Origin of the sequence: Corynebacterium sp. HMSC066C02 (genome assembly GCF_001814945.1) — a bacterium.
Lineage (GTDB): Bacteria > Actinomycetota > Actinomycetes > Mycobacteriales > Mycobacteriaceae > Corynebacterium > Corynebacterium aurimucosum.
Map to the genome: position 1 here is coordinate 19,277 of NZ_KV818436.1, position 17,980 is coordinate 37,256.

The 17,980-nt window shown below is 62.5% G+C and carries 16 protein-coding genes, 1 tRNA gene and 1 other RNA gene; 10 read left to right on the forward strand and 8 right to left on the reverse strand.

Translation table 11 applies throughout. The features are described 5' to 3' along the window. The first annotated feature begins 81 nt into the window (after positions 1 to 81). Complete coding sequence (locus HMPREF2996_RS01085; RefSeq protein WP_070643982.1) at positions 82 to 561, forward strand: hypothetical protein; 480 nt, start codon at positions 82 to 84, stop codon at positions 559 to 561. A gap of 3 nt (positions 562 to 564) precedes the next feature. Here HMPREF2996_RS01085 and HMPREF2996_RS01090 read toward each other — a convergent pair whose 3' ends face one another. Both HMPREF2996_RS01090 and HMPREF2996_RS01095 read right to left on the reverse strand, forming a co-directional pair. Beyond that, positions 565 to 1,344 carry an HAD-IIA family hydrolase gene (locus HMPREF2996_RS01090; RefSeq protein WP_070643980.1) on the reverse strand — a complete coding sequence of 260 codons (780 nt, stop codon included), beginning with the start codon at positions 1,342 to 1,344 and terminating at the stop codon, positions 565 to 567. After that, a complete protein-coding gene (locus tag HMPREF2996_RS01095; RefSeq protein WP_070729713.1) occupies positions 1,341 to 1,643 on the reverse strand; it encodes an acyl carrier protein in 303 nt (100 codons plus the stop codon). Before HMPREF2996_RS01095 ends, HMPREF2996_RS01090 begins: the two co-directional genes overlap by 4 nt. A 26-nt stretch (positions 1,644 to 1,669) precedes the next feature. On the opposite strand from HMPREF2996_RS01095, the gene HMPREF2996_RS01100 reads away from it, so the two are divergent. Next, the gene (locus HMPREF2996_RS01100; protein WP_070729715.1) at positions 1,670 to 2,683 is read left to right on the forward strand and encodes an alpha/beta fold hydrolase; all 1,014 of its coding nucleotides are present in this window, start codon (positions 1,670 to 1,672) and stop codon (positions 2,681 to 2,683) included. A 232-nt stretch (positions 2,684 to 2,915) separates the two neighbouring features. Here the strand turns inward: HMPREF2996_RS01100 and aceE are convergent, their stop codons facing one another. Further along, positions 2,916 to 5,672: a pyruvate dehydrogenase (acetyl-transferring), homodimeric type gene (gene aceE, locus HMPREF2996_RS01105; RefSeq protein WP_070729717.1), complete on the reverse strand. Its 2,757-nt coding sequence runs from the start codon at positions 5,670 to 5,672 to the stop codon at positions 2,916 to 2,918. Positions 5,673 to 5,845: 173 nt separating this feature from the next. Between aceE and HMPREF2996_RS01110 the strand changes: the two genes are divergently transcribed. Further along, the gene (locus HMPREF2996_RS01110; protein ID WP_070643970.1) at positions 5,846 to 6,283 is read left to right on the forward strand and encodes a DUF3052 domain-containing protein; all 438 of its coding nucleotides are present in this window, start codon (positions 5,846 to 5,848) and stop codon (positions 6,281 to 6,283) included. A 112-nt stretch (positions 6,284 to 6,395) separates the two neighbouring features. Beyond that, positions 6,396 to 6,471: transfer RNA gene (locus tag HMPREF2996_RS01115), tRNA-Val, on the forward strand. A gap of 528 nt (positions 6,472 to 6,999) precedes the next feature. Here the strand turns inward: HMPREF2996_RS01115 and HMPREF2996_RS01120 are convergent. Beyond that, complete coding sequence (locus tag HMPREF2996_RS01120; protein ID WP_070729719.1) at positions 7,000 to 7,989, reverse strand: SURF1 family cytochrome oxidase biogenesis protein; 990 nt, start codon at positions 7,987 to 7,989, stop codon at positions 7,000 to 7,002. 31 nt (positions 7,990 to 8,020) lie between these two features. Continuing rightward, entirely contained in the window at positions 8,021 to 8,512 is a 492-nt protein-coding gene (locus HMPREF2996_RS01125) for a low molecular weight protein-tyrosine-phosphatase (RefSeq protein WP_070729721.1), read from the reverse strand. A gap of 103 nt (positions 8,513 to 8,615) precedes the next feature. Here HMPREF2996_RS01125 and HMPREF2996_RS01130 point away from each other — a divergent pair, with 103 nt between their 5' ends. The 5 genes from HMPREF2996_RS01130 to HMPREF2996_RS01150 all read left to right on the forward strand — a co-directional run bounded on the left by HMPREF2996_RS01130 (position 8,616) and on the right by HMPREF2996_RS01150 (position 13,227). Continuing rightward, positions 8,616 to 9,464 carry a Nif3-like dinuclear metal center hexameric protein gene (locus tag HMPREF2996_RS01130; RefSeq protein WP_070729723.1) on the forward strand — a complete coding sequence of 283 codons (849 nt, stop codon included), beginning with the start codon at positions 8,616 to 8,618 and terminating at the stop codon, positions 9,462 to 9,464. Then, positions 9,465 to 10,181 carry a zinc ribbon domain-containing protein gene (locus tag HMPREF2996_RS01135; RefSeq protein ID WP_070643960.1) on the forward strand — a complete coding sequence of 239 codons (717 nt, stop codon included), beginning with the start codon at positions 9,465 to 9,467 and terminating at the stop codon, positions 10,179 to 10,181. Beyond that, positions 10,178 to 11,338, forward strand: a complete 1,161-nt coding sequence (locus HMPREF2996_RS01140; RefSeq protein ID WP_070729727.1) for a bifunctional RNase H/acid phosphatase — start codon at positions 10,178 to 10,180, stop codon at positions 11,336 to 11,338. Before HMPREF2996_RS01135 ends, HMPREF2996_RS01140 begins: the two co-directional genes overlap by 4 nt. A 15-nt stretch (positions 11,339 to 11,353) precedes the next feature. Continuing rightward, positions 11,354 to 11,786, forward strand: an RNA gene (gene rnpB / locus HMPREF2996_RS01145) — RNase P RNA component class A. A 37-nt stretch (positions 11,787 to 11,823) separates the two neighbouring features. Continuing rightward, positions 11,824 to 13,227, forward strand: a complete 1,404-nt coding sequence (locus tag HMPREF2996_RS01150; RefSeq protein WP_070729729.1) for an RNB domain-containing ribonuclease — start codon at positions 11,824 to 11,826, stop codon at positions 13,225 to 13,227. Here HMPREF2996_RS01150 and HMPREF2996_RS01155 read toward each other — a convergent pair. Further along, a complete protein-coding gene (locus HMPREF2996_RS01155; protein WP_070729731.1) occupies positions 13,224 to 14,495 on the reverse strand; it encodes a galactokinase family protein in 1,272 nt (423 codons plus the stop codon). The two genes, HMPREF2996_RS01150 and HMPREF2996_RS01155, sit on opposite strands and share 4 nt — an antisense overlap. 147 nt (positions 14,496 to 14,642) lie before the next feature. Here HMPREF2996_RS01155 and HMPREF2996_RS01160 point away from each other — a divergent pair, with 147 nt between their 5' ends. Beyond that, positions 14,643 to 14,831, forward strand: a complete 189-nt coding sequence (locus HMPREF2996_RS01160) for a hypothetical protein (protein ID WP_012715171.1) — start codon at positions 14,643 to 14,645, stop codon at positions 14,829 to 14,831. Between the two features lie 159 nt (positions 14,832 to 14,990). On the opposite strand, the gene HMPREF2996_RS01165 is transcribed toward HMPREF2996_RS01160, so the two are convergent. Together HMPREF2996_RS01165 and HMPREF2996_RS01170 are read right to left on the reverse strand one after the other, a co-directional pair. After that, positions 14,991 to 16,718, reverse strand: coding sequence for a CYTH and CHAD domain-containing protein (locus tag HMPREF2996_RS01165; protein WP_070447460.1), 1,728 nt, complete (start codon positions 16,716 to 16,718; stop codon positions 14,991 to 14,993). A 109-nt stretch (positions 16,719 to 16,827) separates the two neighbouring features. Beyond that, positions 16,828 to 17,904: a DUF2786 domain-containing protein gene (locus HMPREF2996_RS01170; RefSeq protein WP_070729733.1), complete on the reverse strand. Its 1,077-nt coding sequence runs from the start codon at positions 17,902 to 17,904 to the stop codon at positions 16,828 to 16,830. Between the last annotated feature and the right edge of the window lie 76 nt (positions 17,905 to 17,980).

Here is a 17,980-nt window from a genome sequence, read left to right on the forward strand (position 1 = left end):
AGTTCGTAGGGGAAGACGAAGCTCGTCTTGCGTCGGCGCATGCCGGCGTGCCATCACTCGCACGTCAAAGGAGTTTAAGGAGTGAATCAACGCGTTCACCCGCAGCTGGCCGGTGCCGCCGCGCCGGCCGCTTCAGCCACCCCACTTGGTAGCCCGGCGGATAGTTGGCCCAACCGTGCCTGCGGTGAGGTCTGCACAGCCGTGTTAGAGATCTCGGGCATGCCGCGCAGCCTGCGCCCCGCCATTGAGCGCGCCATGGCGCGCTGCATTCGCAGCGAAAGCGAATTCATCGTGCCCGGGGATGACCCGCTGACCGCCCAGTGGTGCACCCGCTGGCGTCGCGACCCACTGTGGGACGTTGTCAGCATGAATGCCGACAACACGATAACGACGGATACCGACAACGTAGTTAAAGGGGAAGCCGCCAACGCAGGTTGCACCGGAATCGGCTGCCAGCAAGTGCTCACCGGAACGCCCAGCGAATTGGAAGCGCTGGGCCGTGCGGTGGAGATGCTGGCGGGGGAGTATGGTTTCCGGGGCGTCGTCAAGCGCGCGGTCTAAGCCCTAGTCCGCGAAGGGATCGAGGATACGCTCCGGCAGATCCGCCACGGAATCAATGATGCGTGTTGGGCGGAAAGGATAGCGCTCGATGATGCGGTCATCGCTGATGCCGGAGCGCACCAGGATGCTGCGCATGCCGGCCTCCAGGCCAGACTTGACGTCGGTATCCATGCGGTCACCGATCATCACGGTGTTCTCCGAGTGCGCGCCAATGTTATTCAACGCACTGCGCATCATGACCGGATTGGGCTTGCCCACGTAATAAGGCTCGCGGTTGGTCGCTGCGGTGATGAGTGCCGCGACAGCGCCCGTGGCTGGCAGCACGCCCTGCGGGGCCGGGCCCGTAACATCCGGGTTGGTGGCAATGAACCGCGCGCCGTCGCGGATGAGATTGATTGCCGTGGTGATGGCTTCAAAAGAATACGTGCGGGTCTCACCCAAGACCACGAAATCCGCGTCCCGGTCATTGAGAATCCAGCCGGCCTCGTGCAGGGCGGTGGTCAGACCAGACTCGCCCACGACATAAGCCGTGGACAGCCCCGCCTGGTTGGAGAGGAAAGCCGCCGTGGCCGTCGCGGAGGTCCAGATGCGCTCCGCCGGGATATCCAGGCCTGTGTTCTGAAGACGTGCTGACAGGTCCCGCGGGGTGGACATCGAGTTATTAGTCAGAACCATGTACTCGATGTTGTTATCCTTCAGCGCTTGGATGAATTTATCCGCGCCGGGAATCATCTCCCCTTCCTTGATGAGGACGCCGTCCATGTCCGAAAGATAAGAAATCACGAGTGTTCCTCCACATACTCAGCAAGTTCGCCCACCGTGGTCACGGAGAGCATGGTTTCTTCATTAAGACGGACCCCGCAGGCTTCCTCGAGGCGCACGGCTAATTCGATGCGCTCGAGTGATTCAACCCCCAGGTCCTCCAACTTCGCTTCGCGCTCCAGGCCTTCCTCCACGCCGGTCACCTTTGTGATGAGGCGGGTGAGCTCACTATAGGCGTCGCCGGCGGGTGCAGTATCTTTCTCTTCTGCCGGCGCGGAGCCGAAGCGGGCTTGGAGTTGCACTGAAAGGTCATTAGCCATGGGGCCCAGTCTAGTATTGAAATGTCATGGTTATTCGAGCACGTTCCTCCGCCGTCGCCCGCAGCTGGTCGCGCCGGGTCCGCCCCCGCATGCGCGCTGTCGAGCACACCGTTCACAACGATCTGCATGATCTCACGACAGAGCCAGGGCTTACCGGGGTGAGCGACTCGGGCTTCGTGGACAATGATGGCGTGCGCGTGGCCTGGTATGAGGTGGGCCCTGAGGATGCGGAGGTCACCGCGGTTTTCATCCACGGCTATTGTCTGTCGGCTGAGAGCTTCTACTCCCAGGTCAACGACGTGCGCCGTAACTATCCCACGGTGCGCTGCCTGCTTGTCGATGTCCGCGGCCACGGCCAATCCACCCACGTCGCCCCCGCGCAGTGCACTGTTCGGGGTGCGGCCGATGACGTGCTGGCCGTGATTTCCGAGCGCGCCACCGAGGGGCCCTTGGTCCTCCTCGGGCATTCCATGGGCGGGATGATCGCGCTGAATTTATTGCGCCGCGCCCCGCGGGATGTCTTTGATCGCGTCGAAGGAATGGCGCTGGTGGCCACCTCGATGCAGCGTTTTGCCGCCGCTGGCGTGGCTCGCATCTTGGAATCGAAGACGCTGGGCATGGTCTACCGCGCTTGCCTGAAGCTGCCGAACCGGCTCAACCGCGTGCGCTTCGAGGCAGCAGCACTCATCGCCCCAGTGTTTGCGGCACTGTTGCAGGGCTTCCCGCAGATGGACAAGCTGCAATTCCACGTGGCGATGCTGCTGGATACTCCGATGTCGAGCTACGCGGGCTTCTTCGATGATTTGGTGGAGCACTCCGAGTTCGGTGCAACGGCGCGGCTGCGCAGCGTGCCGGGGGAAATCGTGGTGGGCCAGCATGACATTGTGACCCCGCGCCGCCAATCGGAGGTCATTGCCCGCCACTGGCCGGACTCTACCCTGACCGTCATCGATGGCGCCGGCCACATGGTCATCCTGGAAGAGCCTAGCGAGGTCTCTAAGGCTTTGGGCAGGGTCCTCGATCGCGTGCTCGGCAACTAGTCCTCGCCGCTGATGGCTGCTGAGCCTTTTATCGGCGTTGGCTGAGCCTCCTGTGGTGGTCGAACTGCCCGTTCTGCCAAAGTTATAGCCTCTGATTCAAGATCTGGCCAGAACTTTGGCAACTAGGGCAGTTTCTCTCCTTGGGCTTAGGCAAGAAGAAAGCCCCTGCTGCTCAGGCAGAAGGGGCTGGAAGGCTTGGGGGTTTAAGCCCAAGCCTTAATCCGTTTCAGGCTTAGTCCTCATCGGAGGACGTGGAGACGGTGGCGGTCGGGTCATCGAGCTTCAGCTCGCGGGCCGCCTTCTCTACGGTGCTGCGCTCCACCTTGCCCTCGCGGGCGAGGCCCTCGAGGACGCCGACGACGATGGACTCGGCGTCGATGTTGAAGTAGCGGCGAGCACCCTCGCGGGTATCGGAGAAACCGAAGCCGTCTGCGCCCAGGACGATGTACTCGCCCGGGACGTAGGGGCGAATCTGCTCCTGCAGGTCCGTGGCAAAGTCGGAGACGCCGACGAACGGTCCCTCGAAGCTCTTGAGCTGGGAGGTAGCGAAAGCCTCGGTCGGCTCCGTGCCCTTGCGCAGCGCCTCCTGGTTGCGGGCAGCACCGTCGCGAGCCAGCTTGACCCAGGACGTGACGGAGAACAGCGAAGCCTTGACGTCGTAGTTCTCAGCCAGGATCTCCTGGGCGCGCAGAGCCTCGTACATACCCACACCGGAGGCGAGGATGTTGGCAGGGATGGAGCCGGACTCGGCGGTGTTGTAGTGGTAGATGCCCTTGTGCAGGCCCTCGACATCGAGGTTCTCCGGCTCGGCAGGCTGCTTGACCGGCTCGTTGTACACGGTGATGTAGTACATGATTGGCTCGTTGTCCTCGCCGTACATGCGCTCGATACCGCGGGGGACCAGGTGCGCAATCTCGTAGCCGAAGGCTGGGTCGTAGACCTCCACAGCCGGGTTGGTCGATGCCAAGATCGGGGAGTGGCCGTCCATGTGCTGCAGGCCCTCACCGGTCAGGGTGGTGCGGCCGGCGGTAGCGCCGATGATGAAGCCGCGGCCCAGCTGGTCGCCAGCAGCCCAGAAGGCATCACCGGTGCGCTGGAAGCCGAACATCGAGTAGAAGATGTACAGCGGAATCATTGCCTCGCCCTGGGTGGCGTAGGAGGTGGCTGCTGCGGTGAAGGACGCTGCGGCACCGGCCTCAGAAATGCCCTCGTGCAGAATCTGGCCGTCCGTGGCCTCGCGGTAGGAGAGCATGAGGTCGTGGTCCACCGGAACGTAGTTCTGGCCGCGCGGGTTCCAGATCTTCAGGGTCGGGAACCACGAGTCCATACCGAAGGTGCGGGCCTCATCCGGGATGATCGGCACGACGCGCTTGCCCAGCTCCTTGTCGCGCATGAGCTCCTTGAAGGTACGCACCAGCGCCATGGTCGTGGCCACGTCCTGCTTGCCGGAACCCTTGCGTACCGAGCGCAGCTTGGACAGGTCTGGGGTTGACAGAGTCTCGAAGTTCTCACGGCGCTCCGGCAGGAAGCCGCCCAGCTCTTTACGACGCTCCAGCATGTACTTGATCTCCGGAGCATCTTTGCCCGGGTGGTAGTACGGCGGCAGGTACGGATCGGCCTCGAGCTGCTCATCGCTGATCGGGATGCCCTGCTTATCGCGGAAGAGCTTGAGATCCTCCAGCGTCAGCTTCTTCATCTGGTGGGTAGCATTGCGGCCCTCGAAGTTGTGGCCCAGGCCGTAGCCCTTAATGGTGTGGGCCAGGATGACCGTCGGGCGGCCGGTGCCCGCGTAGCTCAACGCCTTGTCGTAGGCAGCGTAGATCTTGCGGTAGTCGTGGCCACCGCGGCGTAGTGCCCAAATCTCATCATCGGACATGTCCTCCACCAGCTTGAGCGTGCGCTCATCGCGGCCGAAGAAGTGCTCGCGCACGTAGGCACCGTCGTTCGCCTTGAAGGTCTGGTAGTCACCATCGGAGGTGGTGTTCATGATGTTGACCAGGGCGCCGTCCTTATCGGCTTCTAGCAGCTTGTCCCAGCCACGGCCCCAGACAATCTTTATGACGGACCAGCCGGCACCGCGGAAGAAGGACTCCAGCTCCTGAATGATCTGGGTGTTACCGCGCACTGGGCCGTCAAGGCGCTGCAGGTTGCAATTGACCACGAAGGTCAGGTTATCCAGCTCATAGAGGGAAGCCATCTGCAGCAGACCGCGGGACTCCGGCTCATCCATCTCGCCGTCACCCAGGAAGGCCCAGACGTGCTGCTTGGAAGTGTCCTTAATGCCGCGCTTCTCCAGGTACTTGTTGAAGCGTGCCTGGTAAATAGCGTTTATCGGGCCAAGGCCCATGGACACAGTGGGGAATTCCCAGAAGTCCGGCATCAGGCGCGGGTGCGGGTAAGAAGGCAGGCCATTGCCCTCGCCGCGGGAGTGCTCCTGGCGGAAGCCGTCGAGGTCCTCCTCGCTCAGGCGGCCCTCCATGAAGGCGCGGGCGTAGACACCCGGGGAAGCGTGACCCTGGAAGAAAACTTGGTCACCGCCGGAGGGATCGTCCTTGCCCTTGAAGAAGTGGTTCAGACCCACCTCATACAGCGGGGCAGCGCCTGCGTAGGTCGAGATGTGTCCGCCGACGCCAATGCCTGGGCGCTGCGCGCGGTGTACCATGATGGCCGCGTTCCAGCGGATCCAGCGGCGGTAGCGCTTCTCCAACTCCTCATCGCCCGGGAACTCCGGCTCGAGGGAGGTGGGGATGGTGTTAACAAAATCCGAGGACGTCAGGGACGGCAACGGCACGCGCTTAGCGGTAGCGCGCTCAAGAAGACGCAGCATGAGGTAGCGGGCGCGCTCCGGATCGGAAGAATCTAGAAGACCATCGAGGGAGTCCATCCACTCGCGGGTCTCCTCCGGGTCGGAGTCATGCAGGTATGCTGCCACGCCATCGCGAACGATGGGAAAGTTGGAGTCGCCGTTGTGGGCGTCCAAGTCGGCCATTAAATCCTCCTGGGTCGTAGTACACAGATCTTGCTCTAGGATACGCGCCTCGTTCACGGTGGGGCACTCGGAGGCCCCCACGGGTGGTTTTATGAGGGAAAATGTCCACCTTGGGGCAAGAATGGGGGAGGTTTGACGCGAAAAAGTGCACCGTAGACGTTAAAATACTCTGCATGACATCAACTACTTCATCGGAAGGAACTCAGCGAGTGACGGGATTTGCAGCCAAGCTCGGCGTCGAGGAGGGCCAGATTGCCCTGGAACTTGGCTGGGACGAGGACTGTGACTCCACGATTTCTGAGTCCATCGAGGACGTGTTGGGGGAGGACTTCCTCGAGGAAGAGACCGACGAACTGTGTGACCTCGTGCTGCTGTGGTGGCGCGCGGAGGACGGCGACTTGGTCGATGGGCTGGTGGATGCCACCCGTCCCCTGGGTGATTCCGGCCGTATCTGGCTGCTGACCCCGGGTGCTGGAAAGCCGGGCAACCTGGAGCCGGGCGAGATCTCCGAATCCGCACAGCTGGCCGGCCTCGTACAGACCAAGGCCGAGCGCCTCGGTGAGTGGCAGGGTTCCTGCCTCGTGGCCCGCGGATACACCAAGAAGCCCTAAGGGAAATCGCAGGATTTCCCTGCTCACGCGGCATCCGCAGCGTCGAATCACACCCCGATTTGTTGCTGCGGCTGCCCATGGGCTAATCTTGTTCGAGCACACCAAGTGCACTGCGGCTTTAGCTCAGCTGGAAGAGCAACTGGTTTACACCCAGTAGGTCGGGGGTTCGATCCCCTCAGGCCGCACCAGGTCAGACCCCCTTTTCGAGAAATCGGAGAGGGGGTCTTACGCATGGCACGACAACTCCACGACGAGTCAGACACACCCACATTTTGCCCCTTAACCCTGAAGCAGCCGGCGGAGCTGGTGGTGCTAGTAGCGCTCACGGCCCGGCCGGGGCCATGGGTGGGCGAGCAACGTTACTCTTGGCACTGCTACTTGGTGGTTTTCGGCGGTGCGGTGGGTTATTGCCCTAAGCCAAGAAGGCGTCCAGCAAAAGGCATCTGGCAAAAGGCATCTTTGGGTCTAAAAACGCCATCTGCCATGAGTAAATGGCGTTTTCAGCTTTAAAAACGCCTTATGGCTGATGCCTTTTGCGAGACACCTTTTGTCAGACCGGGCGCCTCCAGCATGTCGATGGAAGCACGCAAACGTTGTGCGTTGCGAGGGGAGCGAAGAAGGTAGTTCGTTTCTTAAAGAGACGTGCTGTGCTCTACGGAAACGACCGTTGTGCGATCCACGACGAGCCGATGGAGCGGCCGGCGGAGCTAGTGGTGCTAGTAGCGTTCCTGACCGCGCTCGCGGATCTTCTCATAGAAGTCCGGCTTGGCGGTGCCATAGCGCGAGCGGGAGCGGCGGGAGGGCTGCGTGGCAGCCGTAGGCGTCGAAGCGGGGGTAGTAGGCGCCGTGGCATCAGGCCGCTCGCCGGAGGGAGCCTCGTGGTCAGGGCCGGCGGTGGTAGCGTCTGCGTCGATATCGGCGGAGCCGGCGCCGGTGCCAATAGCTGCCGCAGTAGCCTCAGCCATCAGCTCTTCCTCCTCGCGGGCCCGGCGGCGCTCCCGAATCTCGGACCACACGAAGTAGGCAAAGCCCAGCGGCGCCATCACGCCGAAGGCAATCCACTGGTAGCCGTAGGAGAGGTGATTGCCACGGTCCAACTTCGGCACCGGCAGCGCATTCAGCTCACCTGGTTGCTCGGGGGAGAGTTGGAGGTAGTCGTGGGCGAGGGGGACGTCGACAAGCTCTGCTATCTGCTCCGTATTGATGGAGTAGACCTGCGTGTAGCCCTGCTCCTCAATGGGGGCGGAGGAGTGCTCGCGCTCGTTGTAGCGCGCCATGCCCACGATGCTCACCTTGTCGGTGGGGGCCGGGTCGATGTGGGGCACGGAATTGCCCTCATCCGTGGGCACCCAGCCGCGGTTGACCAGGAAGGTCTCGCCGGATTCGGTCTCAAAGGGGACCAGTGACTGGAAGCCCGGGGCGGACTCCACCGGGCGCAAGCGCAGGAGAACCTCATCCTCCGGGAGGTAGTGGCCAGTTAGCTCCGCGCGCTCCCACTCCTTGTGCAAGGAACCATCCGCCGAAAAGACCTTGGTGACCGGCTGGGGGTCGGCCTCATAGGCTTCCTCAATGAGGTGGTTGCGCTCCACAATCTGGTCGTCTTTATTCAGCTGCCACGGTGCCAGAACAGTGAAAGAGAAATAGGAAAAGGCGACGACGAAGATGAGAAAGAGCACCCACCCAGGCTTGAGGAATGTCTTGAGCATGATGATCAGTCTAGTAGCCGCAAAGAATTATCTAGCCGTGGTTCGTCTTAATCCACTCGAGTAGGCCGGGAACGGCGGCATCAATCTCCTCGCGGGTGCGGGCGAAATCCTCCTCCGTGCCGTAGAACGGATCCTCTACGCTGGCATCCTCCGGGGAATTCGGATCGAAGCTGCGCATGAGACGCACCTTCTCCTGCGGGATGCCGCGCTCCAGGAGGGCATCGCGGTGGCCGGTGTCCATGGCCACGAAGAGATCCGCGTCCATGTGCTCTTCGCCCAGCTGGGCAGCCTGGTGGCCGGCACCATCGTGGCCGCCGCGGCGCAGTTCAGCAACGGCGCGCTCATCCGCGCCCTGGCCCACGTGCCAGCCGCCGAGGCCGCAGGAATCTACGCGCGCGAGGAGATCGAGCATGTCGGTCTCCATGGCATCGCGGGTAATGATTTCCGCCATTGGTGAGCGGCAAATATTGCCCGTGCATACGAAGACGATGTGGAGCTGGTTGTTGTTCTCCGGGGGCGTCATGCAAAGGCTCCTTAAGCTAGAGGGGTGCGCTGGCGAACGAAAGCTAGGATATAGCAGCGACGCGATTGACGTGAAACCTCAAGCCGTATAAGGAGCATAGGAGATGGCAGAACACACGACCGTTGGCGAGATCCGCCGCGTTATCCACGAGGCCTACCCGCCGCAGCTGGCCGAGCCCTGGGATGCCGTTGGCCTGGTATGCGGCGACCCCACGGATGAGGTGAGCACCGTGGCTTTCGCTCTGGACTGCACCCAGGAGGTGGCAGACAAAGCTGTGGAACTCGGCGCGCAGATGCTCGTGGTGCATCACCCGCTGCTTCTGCGCGGGGTGACCTCGGTGGCGGCGGATACCCCGAAGGGCAAGGTCATTCACACTCTTATCCGCAACGGCGTGGCCCTGTTGGCCGCGCACACCAACGCGGATAAAGCACGCCCGGGTGTCAACGACAAGCTGGCGGAGCTCGTCGGTATCAAGCCTGGGCGCCCCATCGTCCCGGTGGAGCCCTATGAGAACCTCGACGAGGCCTTAGGGTTGGGGCGCGTGGGCGAGTTGGAGGAGCCGGTGACTCTGCGCGAATTCACCCAGCGCGTGGCCGATGCCCTCCCGGAAACTGAATGGGGAGTGCGCGCGGCTGGTGACCCGGAGCGGATGGTCAAGCGCGTGGCCGTCTCCAGCGGCTCGGGGGACTCTTTCCTGGACCAGGCGGCCGCGCTCGGAGTGGACGTCTACGTCACCTCCGATTTGCGCCACCACCCGGTGGATGAGCACCTGCGCGCCGCGCACTTGGCGGAGCCGGAGGGCCCAGCCGTGGTGGATACTGCTCACTGGGCCAGCGAGTTTCCCTGGACTGCCCAGGCGCGCGATATTGTGGAGGACGCATTGCGCGTGAACACCGAGATCATCGATGTCCGCACCGACCCATGGACGATTTCTGCGCATAAGGAGAACTAAATGAAACTGCCACAGGACCTGCAGAACATCTTGCTGGAGCTGGCCACCCTCGAGCGCTCCCAGGCGCACGGTGGAACTCCCACCATCCCGGAGCAAGAGGAATACGAGAAGGCTCAGGCCGCACACGCCCGGCTTGTCGACGCCTCCGGCTCCGCCCAGCTCGCCGTCGATGACATGGAGATGGAGATCCTGCGCATCCAGGCTGATGAGCGCAAGCTGCGCCAGCGCGAGCGCGACGATAAGGCCCAGCTCGGTGCCGCGACCGACCCGGAGACCCGCAAGGATCTGGAGCACGATCTCTACGCGGCCAAGTCCCGTATCGCGGATCTCATGAGCGAGCTGCAGGAAGCCCACAACGAAATCCACGCCCTGCGCGCCAACCTGGACGTCCACGGCGCAAAGGTCTCCGATTCCGAGCGCAAGCTCGAAGTCCTCAAGCGCGCGGCCGAGGCCGCCCAGGAGGCCGCGGCGAACCGCCCCGACCCACAGGTGCGCATCGGCCAGCTGCGCGAGCAGCTGCCCGCGGATGTCCTGGAAGAATACGAAACCGTGCGCGAAGAAAACGGTGTGGGGGCCGCGGCCTTCACCGGCCGCGCTTGCGGCGGCTGCTTCATCGTGTTGCCGCCGGCCGAGCAGAACGCAGTGCGCAACGCGGCGGCCGACGAGCTTCCGCAGTGCTCCGATTGCGGCTCCTACCTGGTGCGCCCGGCCTCATGAAGCTAGTCATCTTCGCTGACGGCGGCTCCCGCGGCAACCCCGGGATAGCCGGTTCTGGCACGGCGGTCTACAACGAGGACCGCTCGCAGGTGCTCAAGGAAATCGCCTACGTCGTGGGCCAGAAGTCCACCAATAACGTGGCCGAATACCACGGCCTGCTGCGCGGCCTTGAGGCCGCGGTGGAGCTGGGGGCCGACGAGGTGGAGTTCTATATGGACTCCAAGCTCGTGGTGGAGCAGATGAACGGGCGCTGGAAGATCAAGCACCCGGACATGCAAAAGCTCGCCATCGAGGCGCGCCGCCTGCTCAACCAGATTCCGCGCTTCAGCCTCGAGTGGGTACCGCGCGCCAAGAACTCGGTGGCTGATGAGCTGTCCAACGTGGCCATGGATGCCGCCGCGAAGGGCGAGCCCGTGGGCATCCTCGACATGGGTGCCGACGACGCCACCGAAGCGGACGCTGCTGTCGATGCGGCGGGCGGCGGAGAGGCGTCGCCAAGCGCGGCGTCCTCAACCGCGGCCGACTGGCGCCCCGAGTGTGGCCCGGCCACCCGCTTCATCCTGCTGCGCCACGGGCAGACGGCGATGTCCGCCGCCAAGCAATACTCCGGGCGCGCGAACCCCGAGTTGACTGAGTTGGGCAAGAAGCAAGCGCTCGCCGCCGCCCAAGCCTTGGCCGATACCCACATCGATGCCGTGGTGTGCTCGCCGTTGCGCCGCTGCCAGCAGACGGCCGCGGCCGTGGTGGAAGGCCGGAACCTGCGTGTGGAAACCGTCGAGGACCTCATTGAGGTGGACTTTGGACGCTGGGAGGGCAAGACCTTTGCTGAAGCCGACGCCGCCGACCCCGAGCTCCACGCGCGCTGGCTGAAGGATACGTCCGTGGCCTGCCCGGGCGGGGAGTCCCTGCGCGCCGTGCACCGCCGTGTCAGTGCCGCGCGCCGTAAGCTGCAGCAGCGCTACGCGGGGCAGACCGTTCTCGTGGTTTCCCACGTCAACCCCATCAAGTCCTTCGTGCGCCAGGCGCTTGATTCCGGACCGCAAACACCCAACCACCTCTTCTTAGAGCTGGCTTCTGTGAGTGAGGTTGAATTCTTCGACGGCGGCAGCACCCTGCACCGTTTCAACGATGTGGGGCATCTGGGCGCGCTGCGATAAACTAACAGGCGCGAATGAGCCGACCGGGCAAACGCGTTCCGTCGAACCGGTTCCGTTATGGGACTAGGCGCGGGCCGAGGAAAGTCCGGACTCCACAGAGCACGGTGGTTGCTAACAGCAACCCGGGGTGACCCGCGGGAAAGTGCAACAGAAAGTAGACCGCCGCGCCCTTCGCTTCGCTCCGGCGCGGCGTGGGGTAAGCGGTAAGGGTGAAAGGGTGCGGTAAGAGCGCACCAGCACCGTCAGCGATGGCGGTGGCTGGGTAAACCCCACTGGGAGCAAGGCATCACGGCCCGCCACGCTAGCGGGCCCGATCAGGCGTTAGTAGGTTGCTCGCCGAAGCCTGAAGGTAGCTGCTTGAGCCAACTGGTAACGGTTGGCCTGGATGGATGTTTGCCACCGCGCCACGCGCGCGGCACAGAATCCGGCTTATAGGTTGGCTCATTCGCGCCCTACACTTTTATTTTTTGGAACAATGGGGCGGCATGAAACTGTATGCCGCGCCCTTGGACTTTCGGCCCATCGCTGAGGAGTTTTCTGTTCCTACCGACTTCCCAGAGGAGGTCACCGCACAGGCCGCGTCCGCGCAGGACCGCTATGCCGAGCAGCGCCGCGACGCCCGGGACATCCCGTTGGTGACCATCGACCCAGCCGGCTCCAAGGACCTAGACCAGGCCGTGTTTATTGAGGCCCGAGATGGCGGCTACCGCGTGCTCTATGCCATCGCCGATGTTGCCGCTTTCATTGAACCGGGCTCCGCGCTGGAGACCGAGTCCCTCAAGCGCGGCCAAACCATCTACCTGCCCGATGAACCGGCGCGGCTGCACCCGCCGGAGCTCTCCGAAGATAGGGCTTCGCTGCTTGCCTACGTCGACCGCCCCGCCGTCCTCTGGACCTTCGACCTTGACTCCGCGGGTGAGGTGGAGGACTTCTCGGTGGAGCGCGCACTCGTGCGCAGCCGCGCGCGGCTGGACTATGACCAGGTCCATGAGGACTTGGAGAATGGTGCGCTGCATTCCTCCATCGCCTTGCTGCCGGAAGTAGGAAAGCTACGCCAGGCCTCCTCGCTGCGCCGCGAGGCGATCAACCTGCGCCTTCCTTCGCAGCGCGTTTCAGAAAGCAGCGATGGGGAAAAGGGGCACTACGAGCTGGTGATGGAACCGCGCCATGAGGTGATGGACTATAACTCGGAGATTTCCTTGCTTACCGGAATGTGTGCGGGGCGGTTGATGGAAGAACACGGAGTTGGTTTCCTGCGCACCCTATCTGCGGCCACCCCGGAGGCCGAGGCAACTTTTCGCTCGGAAGCGGAAGCGCTGGGCTTCGAGCTGGGGGAGCGCAGCATCTCGGAATTCCTCCATTCCGTGGATGCGGATTCACCGCGCGGGATGGCGGTGATGCGTGAGGCCCAGCGGCTTTTGCGGGGTGCGGACTACGTGTGGCTCGAAGATGGCCAAGCGGACGTGCACGCGGGAATCGGCGGCTACTATGCGCACGTGACCGCCCCGCTGCGGAGGCTTGTCGACCGCTTCGCCACGGAGGTCTGCTTGGCGCTGAGCGGTGGCTACGAGGTTCCGCAGTGGGTGCGCGAGCGCGCCGGGGATGTCATGTCCACGATGCGCTCAACATCGCAGTTGGCCTCCCAGGTGGATAAGGCGTGCTTGAACCTCACGGAGGCGACCGTCTTGGCGCCGTGGGTAGGCACCAACTTCGAAGCCGTCGTGGTTGATGGTGGGCCAAAGCGCGAGAAAGCACGGCTCTTCGTGCTGGACCCACCGGTGATTGGGCAGGCCGTAGGCCACCCAGAGACCGGCAAGGAGACGATGGTGTCCTTGGTGAAGGCCGACGTTGCGGAGCGCGATGTGCTCTTTGCCTGGCCGGCAGATTAGTCCTCGGTGATTGCAGGGCTTCCGGCAGAAAGCGGAATGACCAGCAGGCCGTCCTCGGCCAAGTCGGCCGCGAAGTTTGTGGCCCTAGCGCTCGGCACGTAGGCGATGACGGCGGAGGATGTGCCGGCGTGAGCAGAGCGTGAGGCGACGGCATCGCGGGCGGTGGCCAGCTGCGCGAGTTTTTCTGCGGAGTTGAAACCATAGACGGTGGCCAAGGCAGACTGCGACTGTGTGAGCAGCGGGAAGAGCTCGGTGCCGCGGCGGGAGCGCAAAGCACGAGCAATGCCTTCGGCGCGCTCAGTTTCCTCCGAGTAGAAGGTCAGCCATGCCGTGGCTTCGGCGATGGTCGGCTGGTTCTCGATGCCGTGCACCTTGTGGACCGCGGCCAGCCACTCAAGGACACGCTGGGGCGCATCCGGCAACAAGCGCAGCGACGGCGTGCCGAAGGCGCGGCAGGCGGCGTCGATGAATCGCTCGCGGGCGCGAATCTCCGTCACGGCCTCAGCGGAATCAGCGTCCCCTGGCACGGCCACGGCGAAAGCTGCAATGTCCTTGTTGATCATGTGGGGTGCCTGGGTCACGGAGCCGTCGGCGTAGTCGATGATGGTGATGGAATCACCTGCGCCGCGCAGGGCGGCGGAGTGACGAGCGCGCAGTGCAGGGAATCGCGCGAAGGTGCCAACCGCTTGGGAACAGACCTCTGCGATACGGGCGCGCAGCGGGGCGTCATGCAGATCATCCGCGGTGCCGAGCAACGCCAAAGCGGTGGCGATGTCGATGGCTGCGGCGGTGCCGAGTCCAGTTGAATCGGGGATGTCGTTGACCACGGTGATATCGGCACCAGCGGTTTCGCGGGTAAGGAGCTGGCGGTTAATCATGGTGTAGATGATGCCGCCGAGGCGCGCCGCGATAGCGCCTTCGGGTGCTGGGGGTTCGATGGGCTGGCCTTCAGAATCCACGCCGGGCTGCTGTTGTGCGGCGAGGGCAGAAACCTGTTCGAGGGAGATCTCGTCTTTAACGGTATCTCCATTGGTGTGCTCGAGGTGAACCTTGACGAGTCCGTCGCTGCGGGGGCTGACAGCTGCTGCCGCGCGGATATCTGCAAGCCCCATGATGGCGATGCCGCCGTAGTGGTCGATGTGCTCGCCAATGAGTGCCCAAGTGGCGGGGGCGCTGGCGACGTGTGCTGATTCAGCGCCCACGTTCTCGCGGTGTGCGGCGCGAACGCGGTCGACGGCCGGGGTCGAAGGGGCTGTCCACAGGGGCATCGGGAAGGTTCTCCTTTGCTGGTGGCGATATCCTGCCAAAGAAGTAGCAGCAGGACTAAGTGACCTATCTATTCTAACGGGCATGGTACGTAGGCGGTCTGTAGTGTGGGGTGCACTGAGTGAGAGATGAAGAGAATGGAGAAAATTATGGCTGAGGCCGATAACAAGTGGTTCTATGACCCGTCCACCGGTGAGGTATCCCAGGGCAAGGTGTCCGGTTGGGAGAACCGCATGGGACCTTATGATTCCCGTGAGGAGGCTGAGCGCGCCATCGAAATCGCGCAAGCACGCACCGCTGCAGCTGATGCTGAGGACGCCGCCGAGGACGATTACTAAAGCACCACACCGCCGAGAACGGCACGGCTGATTAAGAAACCCACTTAAGACGTCCGCTCAACAGAAGCGGCCCACACCACCGCACGGGAGCGAAGGTGTGGGCCGCTTCTGCTTGTTGCCTCGCAGCGCAGGAAGACTAGCGGAGGAAAGCCCCGCCGGCTAGCGCAGCTTCTTGCGCAGCGGCTTGAAGGCAGACTTGATGGCCTTGAAGCTATCCGAGTAGGCGTTGAGTGCCTCCAATCCGATGATGCGCTCACGCTGGTAGAGGAGGCCATAGCCGAAGGTGTCCTCACCACGGCGGCGTGCGCTTTCTGCCAACTCGAGCAGCTTATCGCGGGAGGTCACCGAATCCTGGAAGTCTCCCAAGACAGATTGCATCTGCTTGCAGGCCTTGTAGAGGTTCTTCGTCTTCAGCGTGGTAGCGGACCCAGCAGCTTCCGCGGCATAGCGCAGCTTCTTCGCTGCCTTGCGCATATCGTGGAAGTACTCCTCACGCTCGTGCAGCGTCAGCTCGGTGTTATCCCAGTTGGAGACGGCTTTCTTGTGCCGTTTGACCAGCTTGTCATAAGCCTGCTTGAGGTGCAGGGCCATCACCGTGTCGAGATCGTGGGGCTCGGCTTCCTCATCAGACTTGGCGTGCTTCGGCTCGTAGTCTTGTGCTGCTTCTTGTTCCTGAGCGGAATCAGTGGATGCCGACTCGGCGCTTTCAGAGTCTTCCGCTCCGCTATCCGCGGATGAGCTGTCTGAGTCAGCGGAGGTGTCTTCCCCGGCAACCGGCGGGTTGGCGAGGAAAGCGTCCAGTGCATCGAGCAGAGCCAGGTATTGGTCCGAATCGAGCGCGGCGATGACTCGGCGATGCGCACGGCGGTAGGCACGGCCCATGTCATGCGCAATGTGCTCGCGGGTAGCGTCATCGAGAACATCGGAGTCCTCGGATGCGAGCAGATTCTGCCAACGTTCTTCCACAACCTCGGCATCACGGGCAACGCCCAGCATGGCCGCAAGCTCCTTGAGATCTGACTCGATGCGCTTGATCTCAGGGCCCACCACAATGCCGTGGAAGGTCTGCAAGTGGCTGCGCAATTCACGGGTAGCCACACGCATTTGGTGCACCGAATCCCACTCATCCCGGCGAACCCGCGGATCGAATTCGACGAGCTTGTCCCGATTAGCCTTCAGTGCCTCCACGACTGCCGCCGCGGGGGAGCCCGGCTCCACAGTGGACGCGGCGAGGGCCGGAGGCAGCTCGACGTTGTTGATGGAGTCTCCCAATGCAGACTTCAGCTTGGACGGCGAGGAGGAAACCCGAGCTCCAGAACCGATCAATAGGGACGTGGCGTGCCGCAGCAGTTTGCTGCCTGCTTTGCTTCCTGGCAGGTCCCCGGCGAGCTCTACTTCCCACTCGCGCCACGTGTTCTGGGAACCACCCGGCAGGAAGGAGAACGCGGTGACATGGTCATCGCAGAACTCAGCAACTGGCTGTTCGTCTGCGTCAACGAGGAGCAACTCGGTGCGGTTGTTATCCACCTGTGCGATCGGCTCAAGAGGCTGGTTGCGCACTACCGATCGGACCTGGTGGAGCAACTCGTCCGGAACCTCGTATTTGCCGTCGATGGGCTCACCGAGTTCCGCGCGGATCTCAGTGCGACCTTCCGCACCGGGAATCTTGATGTGCCAGCCATCATCATTTCCGCCGGTGCGACGTCGCAGCGTGATCTTCGCGTGGGTAAGGCGGAGGTCCTCGGTGTCGTAGTAAATCGCGGACAACGAGTGGTGGCGGGTTTCTGCAACACGGGAAACCTCATCGAGGTGGGTGAGATCCGGCATGGGGGTGGTCTCATCCACGGCGAACTTGGCTTCGATTTCAAGGAACGTCTTTGGAGACATGTACACACCTTCGTCGGGGAGCGAATTGATAAAAAGGAGGCATCAAACCTCGGTACCGCCTTCTAGGTTACCTGGCTAGTAACGCAAATGTGCCTGCCATTAATCGTCCTTAGCAGGTGAGTTGGCGGCGTCCGTTAAGCCCCAAGGAATCACCTCCCAAGTGGGACTTTTCTGCAGCTGATGCGCCGGCGGATACTCCTGCGTAGCTTCTCACCGCCAGGGAGACGGTGCGCGCATTGGGGTAGATTCGATCAGTCACTGCTTCGGCGTTGCGGCGGCGTTCTTCGACTGCCGATAGCGATTGCTGAGCCAGGGTAATTTCGTCTTGCCGAGTGCTGGGGCCGCTTGGTGCCGAAGCAGTCCCTTCTACGTCGTGGGAGAACAGCTTTGAATTTGCTTCCTCCAATAACTCACCGATACGGGTGGCATAAGACAGAATGAAGCTTCGGCGGAAAGACGCCACATTGCCAAGCTGGCGCGCACTCTCGGCGTGTTCGCCGTGGTGCATATGCCATTCACATTGCCGTAGAAGTGAGGCGAAAAGATCAGTGACGTGGTGAACGTCCTCTTCAGCGCCAATGACGGTGACAATCCCTTTGGGATGCAGCCTGAGGGCGGTGCATCCGTTCCGATCCGCAATGACGCTGAGCAGAGTGGTTTTGTGGTTGATATAGGGAGCGCTGATATGGATGCGTGTGGATACCACCGTGTCCGAGGAACTAGTCAGTGTCTCCTCGAGGCGGTGCCGTTGTTGCAGGCTCTGCGCTTTGGCGATGAGCGCGCTGGCTTCTTCTTCATAGGGAGTGGATTCTGCTTTTCGCAAAAGATGAGAGATTTTGGCGCGGATCCTATCTTCCTTGCTGTCGCGGGATGCCCGAGAGTCGGTTCGTTGGGCCGCTAGCACTTCAACGTCCCGAAGGGGTGGCAGGAAAGTGATTGCTTCAATAAGTCGCATAAGGTCATCGGTCGGCATGGTCATCGAGGCAGGCGGGGTAATGCTCAACCATTCCTTGCGCAGCGCAGTGGAACTAATCTGTGCGGGAACATGAGGGGCGGCGCGATAAATGAGTGGGTGGCAAAAACTACCCAGGACATGGAGCAGGTCTTTAGGCGACCATCCTTGCTGGGCTGCTTGGCTAATGAGCTCGATTCCTCGCTGGCTCAGGGTTGCGTGTTGTGCGTTCATGGCTGTTCCTCATCCTTCTTTATGGGTACATCTGTTCGGTTGTGTGGCCATTCAAGCATGTGAAGCCGACAGGGGA